Origin of the sequence: Daejeonella sp. (assembly GCF_044232565.1) — a bacterium.
Lineage (GTDB): Bacteria > Bacteroidota > Bacteroidia > Sphingobacteriales > Sphingobacteriaceae > Daejeonella.
Genome location: NZ_JBIILQ010000028.1, coordinates 1 through 18,708, shown reverse-complemented (window position 1 = coordinate 18,708; position 18,708 = coordinate 1). Strand labels below are relative to the sequence as shown.

The following is an 18,708-nucleotide window of genomic DNA, read 5'->3' as shown; positions in this document are numbered from 1 at the left end:
TCAATCTCTCTACGATCTCTTTTTGTTGGTCTTCCAGCACCCCGATCTCTACTTAAATTGGGACTTTGGAACATTGATTTATAGGCTGGTGTATCTTCAATCGGTGTAAGATCCTTGTAAAAATTAATCGCTGTTTTAGCATCTACTCGTCTTTCTAGTAGTGCTATAACCTCAATTATTTTTTTATCACTACCCTTTTGAACCGTATAAACCTCCCCTATTTTAACTAAATGCGAGGCCTTCAAATTTTGTCCATTTAATTTTATCCTTCCTGCTTTACAAGCTTCAGTAGAAATGCTTCTTGTTTTAAAGGCACGTATAGCCCATAAATATTTATCAATACGTAATTTTTCGGATTCAGACATACTACAAAATTACATAAGAATTGACTGATTCATACAAAATTTGGCATAAATTCCTTTAATTTGTATATAAATTATATTATGACTGGCGAATTAAAAAAATTAATAGAAAATGCATGGGATGATCGTAATCTCATCAATTTCAAAGAATACAAAGAGGCTATAGAGCAGGTTATTTTACATCTCGACAAAGGAGAAATCAGAGTTGCTGAGCAAATCGGAGATCGCTGGCATGTAAACGACTGGATTAAGAAGGCTGTAATTCTTTACTTCCCAATCAGAGAAATGAAGGAAATTGAAGTGGGACCTTTTGTGTTTCACGACAAAATGAAGTTAAAAACAGATTATAAAGAAAATGGAGTAAGGGTTGTACCTCATGGAATTGCCCGATATGGTGCATTTCTTGCAAGAGGTGTAATAATGATGCCTTCCTACGTAAATATTGGTGCTTATGTAGATGAAGGCACCATGGTTGACACATGGGCTACGGTTGGTTCATGCGCTCAAATAGGAAAACACGTTCATTTAAGTGGCGGTGTTGGCATTGGAGGTGTTTTAGAGCCAATACAAGCCTCGCCGGTTATTATTGAAGATAATTGCTTCATAGGATCTAGAGCGATTGTTGTTGAAGGTGTACACGTAGAAAAAGAGGCTGTTTTAGGTGCCAATGTTGTTCTTACTGCGTCTACAAAAATTATTGACGTTACTGGAGATGAGCCAATTGAATACAAAGGAGTGGTTCCATCACGATCAGTGGTTATTCCTGGTTCTTACGCGAAGCAATTTCCAGCTGGCGAATTCCAAGTGCCTTGCGCCCTTATAATTGGCAAAAGAAAAGAATCAACCGATAAAAAAACATCTCTTAATGATGCATTGAGAGATAATAATGTGGCCGTTTAAAAAAGGAGCTTTTTTTAATTAAAAAGGATGCACAAACCATCCTTTTTAATTTATAGCATAAATATGAAAATAGGATTCGACGGTAAACGTATCACAAAAAATTTTACTGGCTTAGGAAACTATAGCAGATTTATTCTCCAAATTCTTGCCGATTACTATCCCAACAATCAGTATTCAGTTTTTTCGCCATCCAAGCCGAAAAATGAATTACATTTTTCAAAATCAAAATCCATCAGTTTTTATTACCCTAAAAAACAATTGTTAAAAAGTATTTGGAGAAGTTTTGGAATTGTTAAAGACTTGAAAAATGAAAAAATTGATATTTTCCACGGACTCAGTAATGAGATACCTTTCGGTTTAAAAACATCAAATATTGCCTCTGTAGTAACAATTCATGACCTTATATTTTATAGATATCCTCATTACTACCCATTTATAGATAGAAAAATTTATGAGTTTAAAGTCCGATATGCTTGTAAACATGCTGACAAAATAATTGCCATTAGTGAACAAACAAAACGTGATTTAATAAATTTCTATAATTTAGAAGAAGCTAAAATTGAAGTAATTTATCAAAACTGTGACTCTAGCTTTCACACCCCATTTTCTGCAATTGAGAAAAATAGAATCAAAGAAAACTATCAGCTTCCTGATGAGTATTTGTTAAATGTAGGTACTATCGAAAGACGTAAAAATGCTTTATTAATTGTTCAAGCATTAAAGTCACTTGATTCTAAAATTCATCTGGTGATTATTGGGAAGGAAACGCCCTATTCACAAATCGTAAAAAATTATGTTGAAGCAAACAATTTAAAAGACAGGGTTCATTTTCTAAAAAATGTCTCATTTAAGGATCTTCCCGGAATATACCAAAAAGCAAAAATATTTATATATCCATCCGAATTTGAAGGATTTGGTATTCCAATAGTAGAGGCTTTAAGTTCTGGAGTACCCGTAATTGCGGCCACTGGATCATGCCTCGAAGAAGCTGGCGGCCCAGGGAGCATTTATGTAGATCCCAAAAACAGTAATGAATTAGCCGAGCAAATCCAATTTGTACTAAATAACAAAGAACAAAGAGAAAAAATGATTCTTGCAGGATACGAGCATATCAAAAATTTCTCAAATCAAAAGATTGCGGAAAAATTAATTAAACTATACCAAAAAATATCTAAATGCTAAGAGACGAAGTAAATAAAGCTCTAGAAATATTGAAAAGTGGGGGCTTAATCCTTTACCCTACCGATACGATATGGGGAATTGGTTGTGATGCAACAAATGCAGAGGCTGTTGAAAAGGTATTTAAGTTAAAGGGAAGATCTGAAGAGAAAAGCTTGATAGTATTATTAGAGAACGACAACAAGCTTCAAAGTTACGTAAGAGAGGTCCCAGAAGTCGCTTATGATCTTATCGAATACACCGAAAATCCATTAACAATAATTTATTCTGGCGCTAAAAACCTAGCTGTAAATGCAATTGCAAAAGATGGTAGTATTGGCATTAGGATAGTAAAACATCCTTTTTGCGAACAATTATTGCAAAGATTCAAAAAACCAATCATTTCTACTTCAGCTAATGTTAGTGGCGAAGCTTCACCTGCTAATTTTAGTGAAATAAGTGATAAAATTAAGGAAGGCGTTGACTATGTCGTTAATTGGGAGCAAGATGATATGTCAAAAAAGAAAGCATCAACCATTATGAAACTCGATCCGGGTGGTTTATTTTCGTTCATCAGAAAATAAGGAATTTGTTAAAATTTATCCATCAATTTTCAAATTTACAATGAAAATTGCAATAATATGTTGTCCTTTGCGGATAGTATGGAGCCTGCTCAAATCAGGTTTCTCGATCCATGTTTCCCTTTATTGAGATCGGATCTTATTTTTATGAAAGAACATTTACAACAACCCATATTTAAAAAACTTAGCATATTAGCTGAGGAGACAAAGACCGAAATATATGTCATTGGGGGCTTTGTAAGAGATCTTTTCCTCAAACGACCATCCAAGGATATCGACATTCTTGTTATTGGAAATGGGATTAAATTTGCAGAGGCTGCAGGTAAATTATTGCATACCAAAGTTTCAGTTTTTAAAAATTTTGGCACTGCCATGCTTAGATATGACGATCTCGATATAGAATTTGTTGGTGCAAGAAAGGAGTCTTATCGTGCCGAATCTCGCAAACCTATTGTTGAAAATGGCTCGCTTGAAGATGACCAGAAACGCCGTGATTTTAGTATCAATGCAATGGCCTTAGGTTTAAACATTGATAACTTTGGAAACTTATTAGATCCATTTGGAGGTATCCAAGATTTGGAAGATAAACTTATTCGCACTCCTTTAAACCCGATTGAAACATTTTCTGATGATCCTTTGAGAATGTTAAGAGCAATAAGATTTGCGACTCAACTAAATTTCACCATTCATCAAGATGCGCTTGAAGCCATCAAAAAAAATTGCAATAGAATAAAAATTGTTTCACCCGAAAGAATTACTGATGAGCTGAACAAGATTATCCTAGCACCAAAACCATCTAAGGGATTTATTTATTTGTTTGATACAGGCCTACTGCGCGAAATTTTTCCACAGATGGCTGATCTTCATGGTGTAGATACAATAGATGGCAAAGGACATAAAGATAATTTTTACCACACGCTTCAAGTCCTTGACAATTTATCTGAAAACAGCGATGATCTATGGTTAAGATGGGCCGCCATTCTTCATGACATTGCAAAACCCGCAACAAAACGATTTGAGCCTGGTCATGGATGGACATTTCATGGACACGAAGACCGCGGAGCACGCATGGTGCCTAAAATATTTGCCCAACTTAAGCTTCCATTAAATGAAAAGATGAAATTGGTACAGAAGTTGGTGCAATTGCACTTAAGACCAATAGTATTAGCGCAAGATGTGGTTAGCGACTCAGCAGTTAGACGTTTATTATTTGAAGCAGGAGAAGAAATTGACAACTTAATGTTACTATGTAATGCAGATGTAACTACAAAAAATGAATATAAAATAAAAAAATATCGCCGTAATTTTGACCTTGTAAAACAGAAGCTAAAGGATGTAGAGGAAAGCGACCAGCTTAGAAACTGGCAACCTCCAGTTAGTGGAGAAGATATCATGAAGGCCTTTAATTTGAGTGCAGGTAAGAGTGTAGGAATCATTAAAAACCAAATTAGGGAAGCCATTCTTGAAGGAGAAATAAAGAATTCAAGAGAGGAAGCTTTTGAATTTATGCTGTGTAAAGGAAAAGAACTCGGTCTAATACCTGTAGAGTTTAAACAAGACTAATATAAAATTTCAATAAAATAAATTAACAGTCTTTACAAATAGTATTTTTGTGATAGATTAAGAATTAATAATAATGGCAATATATAGATTTAAGGTTTCTTTTGAAGACTATGATGATATCGAGCGCGATATCGACATCAAATCAAATCATACATTTGAAGACCTCCATCGCACTATTCACCAATCAACAGGATACAATCCAGATTTACCATCTTCTTTTTATGTGAGTAATGACCAGTGGAAAAAAAGCGATGAAATTGCCTTACTTCCTAATGAACGTAAAATTAATAACGGTGTAGCTACCATGGAAAAATCTAGGCTAAGCAGTTTTATTGATGATCCTCATCAAAAATTTTACTACACCTATAATTTCGAACGACCATTTGATTTTCATGTTGAATTAGTTAAAATACTTCTTGATGAAGAATCAGGAAAAACATATCCATATGTTTCAAGAACTCAAGGGGAAGCTCCAAAAATGGTAGGAAGCACAATAATTGCTCCAACTGTAACAAAGCCAATTTCCGATGATTTTGATTTTCTTAATGAGCTAGATTTTCAGGCCGAAGATACTGAGGACTTAGAAGAAATGAGTGAAATGGGCATCAATACTGAGACAGAAGAGGAAGATGAAGAAAAAGATGAATTCATGGATGAGTTTTCTGATAATGATGGTTATGATTCAGAAGATCTTCAAAAGGATGATTATTAAAATCTAAAAGCCTTAAAGCTATTTACCAATGAATAATACATTGATTATTATTGCGGGTCCTACTGCAATTGGTAAAACAGCATTGGCTATTAAACTAGCCCAATATTATAAAACAGAGATCATATCTGCCGACTCAAGGCAATTTTATAAAGAAATGAACATTGGTACTGCTAAGCCATCACAAGAAGAGCTTGAAGCAGTAAAACATCATTTAATCGATAGCCATTCTATTTTGAACCAATTTAATGCTGGCGACTTTGAAAAACAATCTATAGAAATTATTAATAATTTGTTCCTGAAACACAAGCATGTAATTATGGTTGGTGGATCAGGTTTATTTATAAATGCCGTTTGCCATGGGTTTGACCCCCTTCCAGTAGCTTCAGAGGAGATTAGAGGCGGATTAAACAAACTTTTTGAAGAAAATGGGCTCATTTATCTTCAAGAAAAGCTAAAAATTGTTGACCCCAATTATTATAAAGAAGTCGACAGAAATAACCCGCAACGCGTTATCAGAGCTTTAGAAGTATTTGAAAGCACGGGGGAAACATTTTCATCCTTACGCAAGCACAAAAAAAAAGAAAGGCTATTTAATATCGTGCAAATTGGGCTCAATACCAATCGAGAAGCATTATATCAACGTATAAATTCTCGCGTAGATGAAATGATTATTGCTGGATTAATGGAAGAAGTTGAAAGCCTAAAAGAATACAAACACCTAAATGCATTAAATACCGTTGGATATTCAGAAATATTCGATTATTTAGACGGAAAATGTACAAAGGATGAAGCCATCGAAAAGATCAAGCAAAACACAAGAAGATTCGCCAAAAGGCAGTTGACTTGGTTTAATAAATCAGAGGACATTAAATGGTTTAGCCCTGATCAACTAGAACCAATTATTCAGTATCTGAATTCCATTCTTTAACATCTTGCACTCTTGGAGCAAAAAAATTAAAGAACAAGAAAAGAAAAGATATAGTACTGATTATTTGAATCATGACCAAAACTTTACCAGTATCGTTAACTGGGTAATAGTCGCCATAACCAATTGTAACGCCAGTTATAAAACTAAAATATAGCGCATCAATCCAGCTAGCAATTGGCATATTTAAATAATTGCCTGCTGCATAAATAACTCCAAAAGAAGCTATTAGCTCAAAGAAATTGAAAAACAATAAAATTACAGATCTATTTACCAAATTTTCTTTATTATGCTCAGGCAAGAAAATTTTATTAAAAACGTACAAGAAAGTCTCTATTAAAAGATAAATATTGAAAATATAAAGCCAATAGTGATGCCAAAGGCCATAATAAAGCATAATGAACGGCAATATTGTTTTATAAACAACATATAATTCACCGTAAATTTTCTTTGAATGTGTAGCTAAATTTCTACTAAGTAGTTCAATATAAATTCCTGGAAATAAAAGTCTTGACGTAACTAGAAACAATCGAACTAAGCGCTCAATTCCAAAATCTTGGTAATGAGAACTATCCCACACATTTTTAATTTTTTTGAAATACGGACTTGCAGGAGATGATTTTAACTTTTCAGCATCCTGACTTCCAAAAACCAATTTCTTGAAATGCTTTTTCAATTAGGCTTGTGCTGTAGGACCTCCAAAATTCATTGGAATTCCTGGTTGACCTTCATTAATTTGAATGCGACCATTTATAGCCTCAAATTTTTCAATATTTTCCTCTAGGGCTATTAGGAATCGTTTAGCATGTTCCGGAGTGAGTACAATTCTTGATTTTACACGTGCCTTTGGAACACCTGGCATTACCCTAATAAAATCTAAAACAAACTCAGTATTAGAATGTGTTATTACGGCTAGGTTTGAATATATGCCTTCTGCAACTTCTTCAGAAAGTTCAATATTTAATTGATTATCGATGTTTTTTTCTTCCATACCATAAAGTTATAAATAATGGGATAATTATTGTGAAATAAAAAAAGTCCTTCTTTTCAGAAGGACTTTTTTATCATAAACTGGTTTGGATTAAGCCTCCACTTCTTCCTTCTTGGAAGCCAGTAATTTATCATATTCTTCTTGAGAACCCACAATGATACGCTCGTACTGACGTAATCCTGTACCTGAAGGAATCAAGTGACCTACGATCACATTTTCTTTCAAGCCTAATAGATTATCGCGCTTACCACTGATTGCTGCTTCATTCAACACTTTGGTAGTTTCCTGGAAGGAAGCTGCAGAGATGAATGATTTAGTTCCTAATGAAGCACGAGTTATACCCTGCAACATTTGGCTTGAAGTAGCTGCAATTGCATCACGAGTTTCAACAAGTTTTAAATCTTTACGTTTAAGAACTGAATTCTCATCTCTTAATTTACGTACAGAAATAATTTGACCTGGCTTTAAGTTTGGTGAATCACCTGGCTCAATAACCACACGCTTATCATAGATTTCATCATTTTCTAATTGGAAATCCCAACGATCAACCAATTCCTTTTCAAGGAAACGAGTATCTCCAGCATCTTCAATCATCACTTTCTGCATCATTTGGTGAACGATAGTTTCAAAGTGCTTATCATTGATCTTCACACCTTGCAGACGATATACTTCCTGAATACCATTAACAAGATATTCTTGAACTGCTGCTGGTCCTTTAATAGATAAGATGTCAGCAGGAGAGATTGAACCATCTGATAAAGGCATACCAGCTTTCACAAAGTCATTATCTTGTACAAGGATATGCTTAGACAATGGAACAAGGTATTTCTTAATTTGTCCATCTTTTGATTCAATAGACATTTCACGATTACCACGTTTAACACCAGCTAAGGTTACAACACCATCAATTTCTGTTACAACAGCAGGATTTGATGGGTTACGTGCTTCGAATAATTCAGTTACACGAGGTAAACCACCGGTGATATCTCGTGTTTTACCAGTAGAACGTGGAATTTTTGCGATGATTTGTCCAATCTTCACTTTTTCATTCTCTTCAACAGCAATGTGAGCACCTACCGGAATATTATATCCTTTGATACCATTTCCTTTTTTATCCGCTACACGAATAACAGGGTTTTTGGTTTTATCACGGGTGTCAATAATAACTTTCTCTCTGTGTCCAGTTTGCTCATCAGATTCTTCACGGAAGGTAACACCTTCAATAATTGCTTCAAATTCAGCTTTACCTTCAAACTCGGAAATGATAACCGCGTTATATGGATCCCAGCTACAGATTTTGTCGCCTTTAGAAATCTTAGCACCATCCTTAACGTACAAATATGCACCATAAGGAATGTTATTTGACATGATCATTTTGTTAGTACCTGGTTCTACGATACGGAATTCACCTGAACGTCCTAAAACAACCTCTAAAGGTCCTTCTGGAGTTGTGTGACTTACAGTTCTAACATTTTCAAACTCAATTACACCATCAAACTTAGCATTGATTTGTGATTCAGCTGCAATGTTAGATGCAGTACCCCCTACGTGGAATGTACGCAATGTTAACTGTGTTCCAGGCTCACCGATAGACTGTGCAGCAATTACACCAACAGCCTCACCCATCTGCACACGTTTACCTGTTGCAAGATTACGTCCGTAACAAAGAGCACAAACACCACGCTTACTTTCGCAAGTAAGAACAGAACGAATTTCAATTCCCTCAAGTGGAGAATTCTCAATTTTAAGAGCCACATCCTCTTCAATATCTTCACCGGCAGAAACTAATAATTCATTAGTTAGCGGATCATATACATCATGTAAGCTAGTTCTACCTAAAATTCGATCATATAAAGGTTCAACAACATCTTCATTATCCTTCAATGCAGTTGTATAAATTCCTCTTAATGTTCCACAATCTGGCTCACCCACGATCATATCTTGGGCAACATCATGCAAACGACGAGTTAAGTAACCTGCATCGGCAGTCTTTAAAGCCGTATCAGCCAAACCTTTACGAGCACCGTGGGTAGATATAAAGTATTCTAATACCGATAATCCCTCTTTAAAGTTTGATAAAATAGGATTTTCAATAATTTCACCACCTGATCCTGATTTCTGAGGCTTAGCCATCAAACCACGCATACCGCATAGCTGACGAATCTGTTCCTTAGAACCACGAGCTCCAGAATCTAGCATCATATAAACCGAGTTAAAGCCTTGATTATCGCTAGAAAGCTGATTCATCACATTGGCAGTAAGACGATTATTGATACGAGTCCAGATATCAATAATTTGGTTGTAACGTTCGTTGTTGGTAATGAAACCCATGTTATAGTTGTTCATTACTTCTTCAACTTCCTTCGTTGCCTGTTCAATTAGGTGTGACTTTTCAGCAGGAATGTTAAGATCCTGAAGATTAAAGGAAAGACCACCCTGGAATGCCATTTGGAAACCTAATTCCTTGATATCATCAAGAAATTGTGCTGCACGAGCCATACCAGTATTTTTTACAACATCACCAATAATATCACGAAGTGATTTCTTAGTAAGTAATTCATTAATATATCCAACTTCTACTGGAACTCTTTGGTTAAATAGAACTCGTCCAACGGTAGTTTCGATTATTTTCTTAACTAAACTTCCATCTTTTTCTTTTACAAAGGCTTTAACCTTAATAAATGCATGAAGGTCAATTTTACGCTCATTATAAGCGATAATAACCTCTTCAGGAGAATAAAAAGTTTGATCCTGACCTAATACCACACGAGTTTCATCAGTTCTACGGCCTTTAGTAATGTAGTAAAGACCCAAAACCATATCCTGTGAAGGTACAGTGATCGGAGTACCATTTGCAGGGTTAAGAATGTTGTGTGAGGCAAGCATTAACATTTGGGCTTCCAATATTGCAGCATTACCAAGTGGTAAATGCACTGCCATCTGGTCACCGTCAAAATCCGCGTTGAATGCCGTACAAACTAATGGATGTAATTGAATTGCCTTACCTTCAACTAATTTTGGCTGGAAGGATTGTATACCTAAACGGTGCAATGTTGGCGCACGGTTTAACAATACTGGGTGACCTTTCAACACATTTTCAAGAATATCCCAAACAATTGGATCTTTACGATCTACAATCTTTTTAGCAGACTTTACTGTTTTTACCACTCCTCTTTCGATCATTTTACGAATGATAAATGGTTTGAAAAGCTCTGCTGCCATATCTTTAGGTAGACCACACTCATGCAGTTTCAAGTTCGGCCCTACAACAATTACTGAACGTGCTGAATAATCCACACGTTTTCCTAATAAGTTTTGACGGAAACGACCTTGCTTACCTTTTAAAATATCTGAAAGAGATTTTAATGCACGGTTACCCTCTGTTTTAACGGCATTTACCTTACGTGAGTTGTCGAATAATGAATCAACAGACTCTTGAAGCATACGCTTTTCATTACGTAAAATAACTTCTGGTGCTTTGATTTCAATCAAACGCTTCAAACGATTGTTACGAATAATTACACGACGGTAAAGATCATTTAAATCTGAAGTAGCAAAACGACCACCTTCCAATGGAACTAGTGGACGCAATTCTGGCGGAATAACTGGAACGATTTTAACAATCATCCACTCCGGACTATTCTCAATTCTAGTATTTGCACCACGGAAAGCTTCAACAACCTGAAGACGTTTTAAAGCCTCTGTTTTACGTTGCTGCGAAGTTTCAGTTGCTGCCTGATGACGAAGGTCATAAGACTGCTGATCAAGATCTAAGCGACCTAATAAATCCTGAAGTGCCTCAGCACCCATCTTAGCGATGAATTTCTCAGGATCCTTATCATCAAGATATTGATTCTCCTTTGGTAAAGTATCTAGGATATCCAAATATTCTTCTTCCGTTAGGAAGTCCATTTTTTGAATTCCATCAGCTTCTTTAAGTCCCGCTTGAATTACTACATAACGCTCGTAGTAAATAATTAAATCAAGCTTTTTAGTAGGCAAACCTAATAAATAACCAATTTTGTTTGGTAATGAACGGAAATACCAGATGTGTGCAACAGGAACCACCAAATTAATGTGACCCATACGCTCACGACGAACTTTCTTTTCAGTTACTTCAACACCACAACGATCGCAGACAATACCTTTATAACGGATACGCTTATATTTTCCACAGTGACATTCGTAATCCTTTACAGGACCGAAAATACGCTCGCAAAATAAGCCATCACGCTCAGGTTTGTAAGTCCGGTAGTTGATAGTTTCCGGCTTTAACACTTCACCACTTGAACGCTCCAAAATAGACTCTGGAGAAGCCAAACTAATGGTTATCGAAGTGAAATTACTTTTTATTTTATTATCTTTCTTGTAAGACATAGCTTTTTTTTTAGTTGTAAGTCTTAAGTTGTGAGTTGTAAGTAAATCGGTCGAAACTAATTACTTACAACTCATCACTTATAACTTAATCCAATGTGATATCCAAACCTAGACCTCTTAATTCATGAACCAATACATTGAATGATTCCGGAACTGATGGAGTTGGAAGGTTTTCACCCTTAACAATCGCTTCGTAGGTTTTTGCACGTCCTACCACATCATCAGACTTAACAGTAAGTATTTCCTGAAGAATATTAGCAGCACCGAATGCCTCTAATGCCCAAACCTCCATCTCACCGAAACGCTGACCACCAAACTGAGCTTTACCACCCAAAGGTTGTTGTGTAATCAATGAATATGGTCCGATTGAACGTGCATGCATCTTATCATCAACCATGTGGCCCAATTTCAACATGTAGATAATACCTACTGTTGTCTGTTGGTCAAAACGATCTCCAGTTAAACCATTGTATAAATAAGTTCTTCCAGATTTAGGAATTCCTGCTTTGTCAACCCATTCTTCAACCTCATCATGAGATGCACCATCGAAAATTGGCGTTGCGAACTTCATTCCAAGTTCTTTACCAGCCCATCCTAAAACAGTCTCATAAATTTGTCCAAGGTTCATACGTGAAGGTACACCAAGCGGGTTAAGCACGATATCCACTGGCGTTCCATCTTCAAGGAATGGCATGTCTTCATCGCGAACGATTCTAGCCACAATACCCTTGTTACCGTGACGACCAGCCATCTTATCCCCTACTTTAAGCTTACGTTTTTTAGCAACATAAACTTTAGCCATTTGAACAATTCCTGATGGAAGTTCATCACCTACGCTAATTGCGAACTTATCACGTTTGTATGCTCCAAGCTCTTCGTTCAACTTAATATTGTAGTTGTGAAGAGTTTGTTTAATTAATTCATTTTTATCCTCATCGGTTGTCCACTTAGTGGGGTTAACGTTTGCATATTCAAGCTCAATTAAAATCTTTTGGGTGAATTTTACACCTTTAGCAACTAATAGTTCTTTATACACATTGTAAACACCTTGTGATGTTTTACCATTCACAATCACGAACAATTTCTCAATTAAGGTATCTTTTAATTCCTTAACCGCTTTATTATGCTTAGCATCTAACTTCTCAATAAGAGCTTTCTCTTCTTGTTTAGTTGTTTTCTTAGCACGAGAAAATAATTTAGTGTCAATAACTACTCCATGAATTGATGGAGGTGTTTTTAATGAAGCATCCTTTACATCACCTGCTTTGTCACCAAAGATGGCACGTAAAAGTTTTTCTTCCGGTGAAGGATCAGATTCACCCTTAGGAGTGATTTTACCAATCAAAATATCACCTTCTTTAATCTCAGCTCCAACACGGATAATTCCGTTTTCGTCAAGATCTTTAGTAGCTTCTTCAGAAACGTTTGGAATATCTGGTGTTAATTCTTCCTCACCACGTTTTGTATCACGAACTTCTAATTCAAATTCTTCAATGTGTAAAGAAGTAAAAATATCCTGTGAAACAACACGTTCAGAGATTACAATCGCATCCTCAAAGTTAAATCCTTGCCAAGGCATGAATGCAACTTTGAGGTTTCTTCCCAGTGCCAATTCTCCATCTTGAGTAGCATAACCCTCACAAAGAACCTGACCCTTCTCAACTTTCTGACCTTTCTTAACGATTGGTTTAAGGTTGATACAAGTACTCTGGTTAGTTTTCTTAAACTTAATTAATCGGTATGATTTAACCTCTCCTTCAAAAGATACAAGAACATCGTCTTCATTTCTTTCGTAACGGATACGGATTTCATTAGCATCTACATATTCAACAACTCCTTTACCTTCTGCATTAATAAGAGTACGTGAATCACGAGCCACACGACCTTCAAGTCCGGTACCAACAATTGGCGCTTCAGGGCGCAACAATGGTACAGCCTGACGTTGCATGTTGGAGCCCATCAAAGCACGGTTAGCATCATCATGCTCCAAGAAAGGAATCAATGATGCAGCGATGGAAGTGATTTGGTTTGGAGCAATGTCCATTAAATCTAATTTCTTAGGTTCAATTACCGGGAAGTCACCTTCATAACGTGCTTTTACACTTGGAGTTTGGAAATTACCTTGATCATCGTAAACGGCATTTGCTTGGCCGATAGTTTTACCTTCTTCATCTTCTGCAGAAAGGTAAATTACAGACTCTTCAACAACCACACGACCATTTTCAACTTTACGGTAAGGAGTTTCAATAAATCCAAGATTATTAATCTTGGCGTGCACACAAAGAGATGATATCAAACCAATATTCGGTCCCTCTGGCGTTTCAATAGTACATAAACGACCGTAGTGAGTGTAGTGAACGTCACGAACCTCAAAACCTGCACGTTCACGAGAAAGTCCACCAGGGCCTAAAGCTGAAAGACGACGCTTGTGCGTAATCTCGGCAAGAGGATTGGTTTGGTCCATGAACTGCGACAACTGATTTGTTCCGAAGAAGGAGTTTATCACAGATGAAAGTGTACGGGCATTAATAAGATCTGTAGGAGTAAATACTTCGTTATCACGAATATTCATTCTTTCACGGATGGTACGAGCCATACGAGCAAGACCAACACCAAACTGCGCATACAATTGTTCACCAACTGTACGAACACGACGATTTGATAAGTGATCAATATCATCCACTTCCGCTTTGGAATTGATCAATTTGATCAAATACTTAACGATGGCAATAATATCTTGCTTTGTTAAAACTTTTGTCTCAACAGGCGTAGCTAATTTTAGCTTACGATTTATTCTGTAGCGACCTACATCACCAAGATCATATCGTTTGTCAGAGAAGAACAAACGATCGATGATACCACGAGCTGTTTCTTCATCAGGTGGTTCAGCGTTACGTAATTGACGATAGATATGCTCCACCGCTTCTTTCTCTGAGTTAGATGTATCTTTTTGTAGGGTATTGTATATAATGGTATAATCACCGCTGTTTACAGCATCCTCTTTGGTAAGGATGATTGTTTTAACTCCAGCTTCGATGATCATATCGATATGTTCGTCTTCTAAAACGGTTTCACGTTCCATAATGATCTCATTACGATCAATAGAAACTACTTCACCGGTATCCTCATCAACAAAATCTTCGACCCATTTCTTGAGCACTCTTGCTGCAAGCTTGCGTCCAACTGCTTTTTTCAAGCCAGATTTGCTAACTTTAACTTCATCCGCTAATTCGAATAACTCTAGGATATCCTTATCAGAATCGTAACCTATTGCACGTAATAAAGTGGTAACAGGGAACTTTTTCTTACGATCAATGTATGCATACATGACGTTATTTACGTCTGTTGCAAATTCAATCCAAGATCCTTTGAATGGAATTACACGAGCTGAATACAATTTGGTTCCATTCGTGTGACGGCTCTGACCGAAGAACACTCCTGGTGAACGGTGTAATTGAGAAACAATTACACGCTCAGCACCATTTATCACAAAGGTTCCTTTAGGAGTCATGTAAGGGATAGTTCCCAAATAAACATCCTGAACTATTGTTTCAAAATCTTCGTGTTCTGCATCATTACAAGACAAGCGAAGCTTAGCTTTTAATGGAACGCTGTAAGTTAAACCACGTTCAATACATTCATGTATATCATAACGTGGGGGATCAATGAAATAATCAAGAAATTCTAAAACGAATATGTTTCTTGAGTCAGAGATCGGAAAGTTTTCAGAGAAAACTTTAAACAAACCCTCTTGATGACGGTTGTCGGAAGTAGTTTCAAGCTGAAAAAATTCCCTGAAAGATTGCAGTTGAACATCCAGAAAATCAGGATAATCCATCACATGCTTACTGGTAGCAAAATTTACTCTTTCGGTGTGCTTAATTTTGTTTGCCAAGGGATTGAGAATTTAGTTTAGTAAATAAACTTCGACCTTTTACGTCAAAAATCTGACAATGTAGATCATACATTTAAATGGGTATTATACAAATGGAAATAGACCCCGACGAAAATCGGGGTCTAAACCATAAATTATGAGTTAAGGATTACTTAATCTCAACAGTAGCTCCAGCTTCTTCTAACTGCTTTTTCAAAGCCTCTGCTTCAGCTTTGTCAACACCAGTTTTAACTTCTTTTGGTGCTCCATCAACTAAATCTTTAGCTTCTTTCAAACCTAGGCCAGTAAGATCTTTTACAAGCTTAACAACACCTAATTTAGCACCACCAGCATCTTTCAAGATTACATCAAAAGATGTCTGCTCTACTGCTGCTGCTGGTGCATCACCACCACCTACTGCTGCTACAGCTACTGCTGCTGCTGCTGGCTCAATACCATACTCATCCTTTAGAATTTGAGCTAATTCGTTAACTTCTTTTACTGTTAAGTTTACTAATTGCTCAGCAAACGATTTTAAATCTGCCATTTTATTTTAATTTTAAAATTTCAATACTTTAATAATTTATTCGAACTTTTAGGTGCCCGTTAACCTCTTTCTTGTAATGTTTTAACAATTCCTGCTAATTTGTTTTTACCAGACTGTAAGCCTGAAACAACATTTTTAGCTGGAGATTGTAGCAATGCAATAATATCTGCCACTAATTGTTCCTTAGATTTAAGGTTCACTAGAGCATCTAATTGATTGTCACCAATGAATACTGAAGAATCAATATATGCAGCTTTAAGTACAGGTTTGTCACCAGTTCTTCTCAATTGTTTGATCAACTTTGCCGGAGCATTAGCTGTCTTTGAGAATAAAATAGATGAAGAACCTTTAAGTACATCAAACATTTCACTAAAATCACCTTCAGAGGCTTCCATAGCCTTTCTGATAAGCTTGTTTTTAGCAACTTGCATCTTGATACCACTCTCGAAACATTTGCGGCGAATATCATTTACTTTTGCTACAGACAGGTTTGCAGTGTCGGTAATATAAAAATTACCATACTCAGCAATCGTCTCTGTTAAAGCAAGAACAACTTCGTGTTTTTCTTCTTTTCTCATGATTAGATTCCCGCTACTGATTTAGTTTCAATTTCGATTCCCGGACTCATTGTTGAAGAGATATGAATACTCTTGAAATAAGTTCCCTTTGCTGCTGATGGTTTTAATTTTGAAATGGTTTGAATTACTTCAAGTGCATTTTCATAAATTTTATCAGCATCAAATGATACCTTTCCGATCGAAGTATGAATGATTCCTGTTTTGTCAACTTTGAAATCAATCTTACCACCTTTAACATCAGTAACTGCCTTACCCACATCTTGGGTAACAGTTCCCGACTTAGGATTTGGCATAAGGTTACGCGGACCTAAAACTCGGCCGAGTTTACCTACTTTAGCCATCACACTAGGCATGGTAATAATGATATCAACGTCAGTCCATCCACCTTCTATTTTGGCAATATATTCATCTAAACCAACAAAATCTGCGCCTGCTGCCTTAGCCTCTGCTTCCTTATCAGGAGTACAAAGTACCAAAACGCGGACAGTTTTACCGGTTCCATGAGGGAGATTAGCAATACCTCTAACCATTTGATTCGCCTTACGTGGATCTACGCCTAAACGTACGTCCAAATCAACCGATGCATCAAATTTACTAGTGGTAATATCCTTAACTAAAGCCGCAGCTTGAGTTAAAGTATATGCTTTACCTTCCTCAATTTTTGAATGTGCCAATTTTTGATTTTTTGTTAATCTAGCCACTTCTTAAACTGATTTTGTATAATTAATTGTTCCAGGGTGCATCACCGCTAACGGTAATTCCCATACTGCGTGCTGTTCCAGCAACCATTTTCATGGCTGAATCGACAGTAAATGCATTCAAATCTGTCATTTTATCTTTGGCTATGCTTTCAACCTGATCCCAGCTAACACTGGAAACCTTCTTACGGTTAGGCTCTGCAGAACCACTCTTTAAACCTGTAGCTTCCAATAATTGGATAGCAACCGGTGGAGTTTTAATGATAAAATCAAATGACTTGTCAACATAGACAGTGATTACAACCGGTAAAACTTTACCAGGCTTATCTTGGGTACGTGCATTGAATTGCTTGCAAAACTCCATGATATTCACACCTTTTGCTCCCAATGCGGGACCAACTGGTGGAGATGGATTAGCAGCGCCGCCCTTGATCTGTAACTTTATTAAAGCACCGACTTCTTTTGCCATTTTTATTTATTTGTTTTTAACTCAATGTTCGTAGTGGAAGCTAAGTAACATTTAAGGTTTTTGGCAAGTATATAGTATTTAGTACATAGTACATAGATACTCACTCACTGAAAATATTTTTTATGTCTTTATATCTCAATACTTTGTACTCCGTACTCAGTACTATTCCTTTTCAACTTGCATATAATTCAACTCAAGAGGTGTTCTTCTACCGAAGATCTTAACCATAACCTTAAGTTTCTTTTTCTCTTCATTTACCTCTTCAATCACACCGGTAAACCCGCTAAACGGCCCATCCATAACTTTTACATTCTCGCCAACATAATAAGGTACATTCATTGATTCACCTTGTTCGGCCATCTCATCAACTTTACCAAGAATGCGGTTAACTTCTGCAGCTCTCATTGGAACAGCATTTCCTCCCTTGTCACCAAGAAATCCAATTACACTGTTTATACCTTTGATTACATGTTCTAATTCCCCATCTAAAGCTGCCTCAACTAAGACATAACCAGGATAAAAATTGCGTTCTTTAGCAATTTTTTTTCCTTCCTTCATCTGGTAGTATTTTTCCATAGGAATCAATACTTGAGGTAACAGATGTGATATGCCTAAACGATTCACTTCAGCCTCTAAATATTGCTTAACTTTCTTTTCCTTGCCGCTAACAGCTCTTACAACATACCATTTTAATTGATCGCTCATAGTGCTTTAATTATGCCAGAGATTTATAAAACATCTTCAGCGCATTACCAGCAGTCTCATCCATAGCTAAAATCACAAGTGAAATTATTATTGATGCTATTAATACCAATACAGCTGAATTTTGTAATTCCACCCAAGTAGGCCAAGTAACCTTCTGGGTCATTTCTGTATATGATTCTTTTAAAAATTCTACTACGTTAGCCATTTTACATTTAGCGTAAGCACGGGAACAAGGATTCGAACCCTGATCAAAGGTTTTGGAGACCTC

The 18,708-nt window shown here is 36.4% G+C and carries 17 protein-coding genes; 6 read left to right on the top strand and 11 right to left on the bottom strand.

What is annotated here, in order from left to right:
* Positions 1 to 365: RNA-binding S4 domain-containing protein (locus ACILQF_RS03025; RefSeq protein ID WP_395625941.1), on the bottom strand; the 365-nt coding region annotated here is incomplete at its 3' end.
* A gap of 78 nt (positions 366 to 443) precedes the next feature.
* On the opposite strand from ACILQF_RS03025, the gene ACILQF_RS03020 reads away from it, so the two are divergent.
* From ACILQF_RS03020 to miaA, 6 genes are all read left to right on the top strand, one after another.
* On the top strand, positions 444 to 1,262 hold the full coding sequence (locus tag ACILQF_RS03020) for a 2,3,4,5-tetrahydropyridine-2,6-dicarboxylate N-succinyltransferase (protein ID WP_395625940.1): 819 nt from the start codon (positions 444 to 446) through the stop codon (positions 1,260 to 1,262).
* 63 nt (positions 1,263 to 1,325) lie between these two features.
* Positions 1,326 to 2,444, top strand: coding sequence for a glycosyltransferase family 4 protein (locus tag ACILQF_RS03015; RefSeq protein ID WP_395625939.1), 1,119 nt, complete (start codon positions 1,326 to 1,328; stop codon positions 2,442 to 2,444).
* Entirely contained in the window at positions 2,438 to 3,004 is a 567-nt protein-coding gene (locus ACILQF_RS03010; protein ID WP_395625938.1) for an L-threonylcarbamoyladenylate synthase, read from the top strand. Before ACILQF_RS03015 ends, ACILQF_RS03010 begins: the two co-directional genes overlap by 7 nt.
* A gap of 144 nt (positions 3,005 to 3,148) precedes the next feature.
* On the top strand, positions 3,149 to 4,564 hold the full coding sequence (locus ACILQF_RS03005) for a CCA tRNA nucleotidyltransferase (RefSeq protein ID WP_395625937.1): 1,416 nt from the start codon (positions 3,149 to 3,151) through the stop codon (positions 4,562 to 4,564).
* A 73-nt stretch (positions 4,565 to 4,637) separates the two neighbouring features.
* Complete coding sequence (locus ACILQF_RS03000; RefSeq protein WP_395625936.1) at positions 4,638 to 5,276, top strand: hypothetical protein; 639 nt, start codon at positions 4,638 to 4,640, stop codon at positions 5,274 to 5,276.
* Positions 5,277 to 5,304: 28 nt separating this feature from the next.
* A complete protein-coding gene (gene miaA, locus ACILQF_RS02995) occupies positions 5,305 to 6,204 on the top strand; it encodes a tRNA (adenosine(37)-N6)-dimethylallyltransferase MiaA (protein WP_395625935.1) in 900 nt (299 codons plus the stop codon).
* Here the strand turns inward: miaA and ACILQF_RS02990 are convergent.
* From ACILQF_RS02990 to secE, 10 genes are all read right to left on the bottom strand, one after another.
* Positions 6,176 to 6,877, bottom strand: a complete 702-nt coding sequence (locus tag ACILQF_RS02990; RefSeq protein ID WP_395625934.1) for a potassium channel family protein — start codon at positions 6,875 to 6,877, stop codon at positions 6,176 to 6,178. The two genes, miaA and ACILQF_RS02990, sit on opposite strands and share 29 nt — an antisense overlap.
* Positions 6,878 to 7,192 carry a DUF3467 domain-containing protein gene (locus tag ACILQF_RS02985; protein WP_395625933.1) on the bottom strand — a complete coding sequence of 105 codons (315 nt, stop codon included), beginning with the start codon at positions 7,190 to 7,192 and terminating at the stop codon, positions 6,878 to 6,880.
* Positions 7,193 to 7,282: 90 nt separating this feature from the next.
* Positions 7,283 to 11,569 carry a DNA-directed RNA polymerase subunit beta' gene (gene rpoC / locus ACILQF_RS02980; RefSeq protein ID WP_395625932.1) on the bottom strand — a complete coding sequence of 1,429 codons (4,287 nt, stop codon included), beginning with the start codon at positions 11,567 to 11,569 and terminating at the stop codon, positions 7,283 to 7,285.
* Positions 11,570 to 11,654: 85 nt separating this feature from the next.
* Complete coding sequence (gene rpoB / locus ACILQF_RS02975) at positions 11,655 to 15,464, bottom strand: DNA-directed RNA polymerase subunit beta (RefSeq protein ID WP_395625931.1); 3,810 nt, start codon at positions 15,462 to 15,464, stop codon at positions 11,655 to 11,657.
* Positions 15,465 to 15,612: 148 nt separating this feature from the next.
* Complete coding sequence (gene rplL / locus ACILQF_RS02970; protein WP_395625930.1) at positions 15,613 to 15,990, bottom strand: 50S ribosomal protein L7/L12; 378 nt, start codon at positions 15,988 to 15,990, stop codon at positions 15,613 to 15,615.
* Between the two features lie 59 nt (positions 15,991 to 16,049).
* A complete protein-coding gene (gene rplJ / locus ACILQF_RS02965; RefSeq protein ID WP_395625929.1) occupies positions 16,050 to 16,568 on the bottom strand; it encodes a 50S ribosomal protein L10 in 519 nt (172 codons plus the stop codon).
* Between the two features lie 2 nt (positions 16,569 to 16,570).
* Complete coding sequence (gene rplA, locus ACILQF_RS02960; protein ID WP_395625928.1) at positions 16,571 to 17,269, bottom strand: 50S ribosomal protein L1; 699 nt, start codon at positions 17,267 to 17,269, stop codon at positions 16,571 to 16,573.
* A 22-nt stretch (positions 17,270 to 17,291) separates the two neighbouring features.
* Positions 17,292 to 17,735 (bottom strand): 50S ribosomal protein L11, encoded by a 444-nt coding sequence (gene rplK / locus ACILQF_RS02955; RefSeq protein WP_395625927.1) that lies wholly within the window; start codon positions 17,733 to 17,735, stop codon positions 17,292 to 17,294.
* 162 nt (positions 17,736 to 17,897) lie between these two features.
* The gene (nusG, locus tag ACILQF_RS02950) at positions 17,898 to 18,440 is read right to left on the bottom strand and encodes a transcription termination/antitermination protein NusG (protein WP_395625926.1); all 543 of its coding nucleotides are present in this window, start codon (positions 18,438 to 18,440) and stop codon (positions 17,898 to 17,900) included.
* A 10-nt stretch (positions 18,441 to 18,450) separates the two neighbouring features.
* The coding region (secE, locus tag ACILQF_RS02945) for a preprotein translocase subunit SecE (RefSeq protein ID WP_395625925.1) at positions 18,451 to 18,708 on the bottom strand (258 nt) is incomplete at its 5' end.

Bases quoted from the DNA above. Each gene is read 5' to 3' on its own strand.
- ACILQF_RS03020 (WP_395625940.1), top strand. From the start codon at position 444: ATGACTGGCGAATTAAAAAAATTAATAGAAAATGCATGGGATGATCGT.
- ACILQF_RS03015 (WP_395625939.1), top strand. From the start codon at position 1,326: ATGAAAATAGGATTCGACGGTAAACGTATCACAAAAAATTTTACTGGC.
- ACILQF_RS03010 (WP_395625938.1), top strand. From the start codon at position 2,438: ATGCTAAGAGACGAAGTAAATAAAGCTCTAGAAATATTGAAAAGTGGG.
- ACILQF_RS03005 (WP_395625937.1), top strand. From the start codon at position 3,149: ATGAAAGAACATTTACAACAACCCATATTTAAAAAACTTAGCATATTA.
- ACILQF_RS03000 (WP_395625936.1), top strand. From the start codon at position 4,638: ATGGCAATATATAGATTTAAGGTTTCTTTTGAAGACTATGATGATATC.
- miaA (WP_395625935.1), top strand. From the start codon at position 5,305: ATGAATAATACATTGATTATTATTGCGGGTCCTACTGCAATTGGTAAA.
- ACILQF_RS02985 (WP_395625933.1), bottom strand. From the start codon at position 7,192: ATGGAAGAAAAAAACATCGATAATCAATTAAATATTGAACTTTCTGAA.
- rpoC (WP_395625932.1), bottom strand. From the start codon at position 11,569: ATGTCTTACAAGAAAGATAATAAAATAAAAAGTAATTTCACTTCGATA.
- rplL (WP_395625930.1), bottom strand. From the start codon at position 15,990: ATGGCAGATTTAAAATCGTTTGCTGAGCAATTAGTAAACTTAACAGTA.
- rplJ (WP_395625929.1), bottom strand. From the start codon at position 16,568: ATGAGAAAAGAAGAAAAACACGAAGTTGTTCTTGCTTTAACAGAGACG.
- rplK (WP_395625927.1), bottom strand. From the start codon at position 17,735: ATGGCAAAAGAAGTCGGTGCTTTAATAAAGTTACAGATCAAGGGCGGC.
- nusG (WP_395625926.1), bottom strand. From the start codon at position 18,440: ATGAGCGATCAATTAAAATGGTATGTTGTAAGAGCTGTTAGCGGCAAG.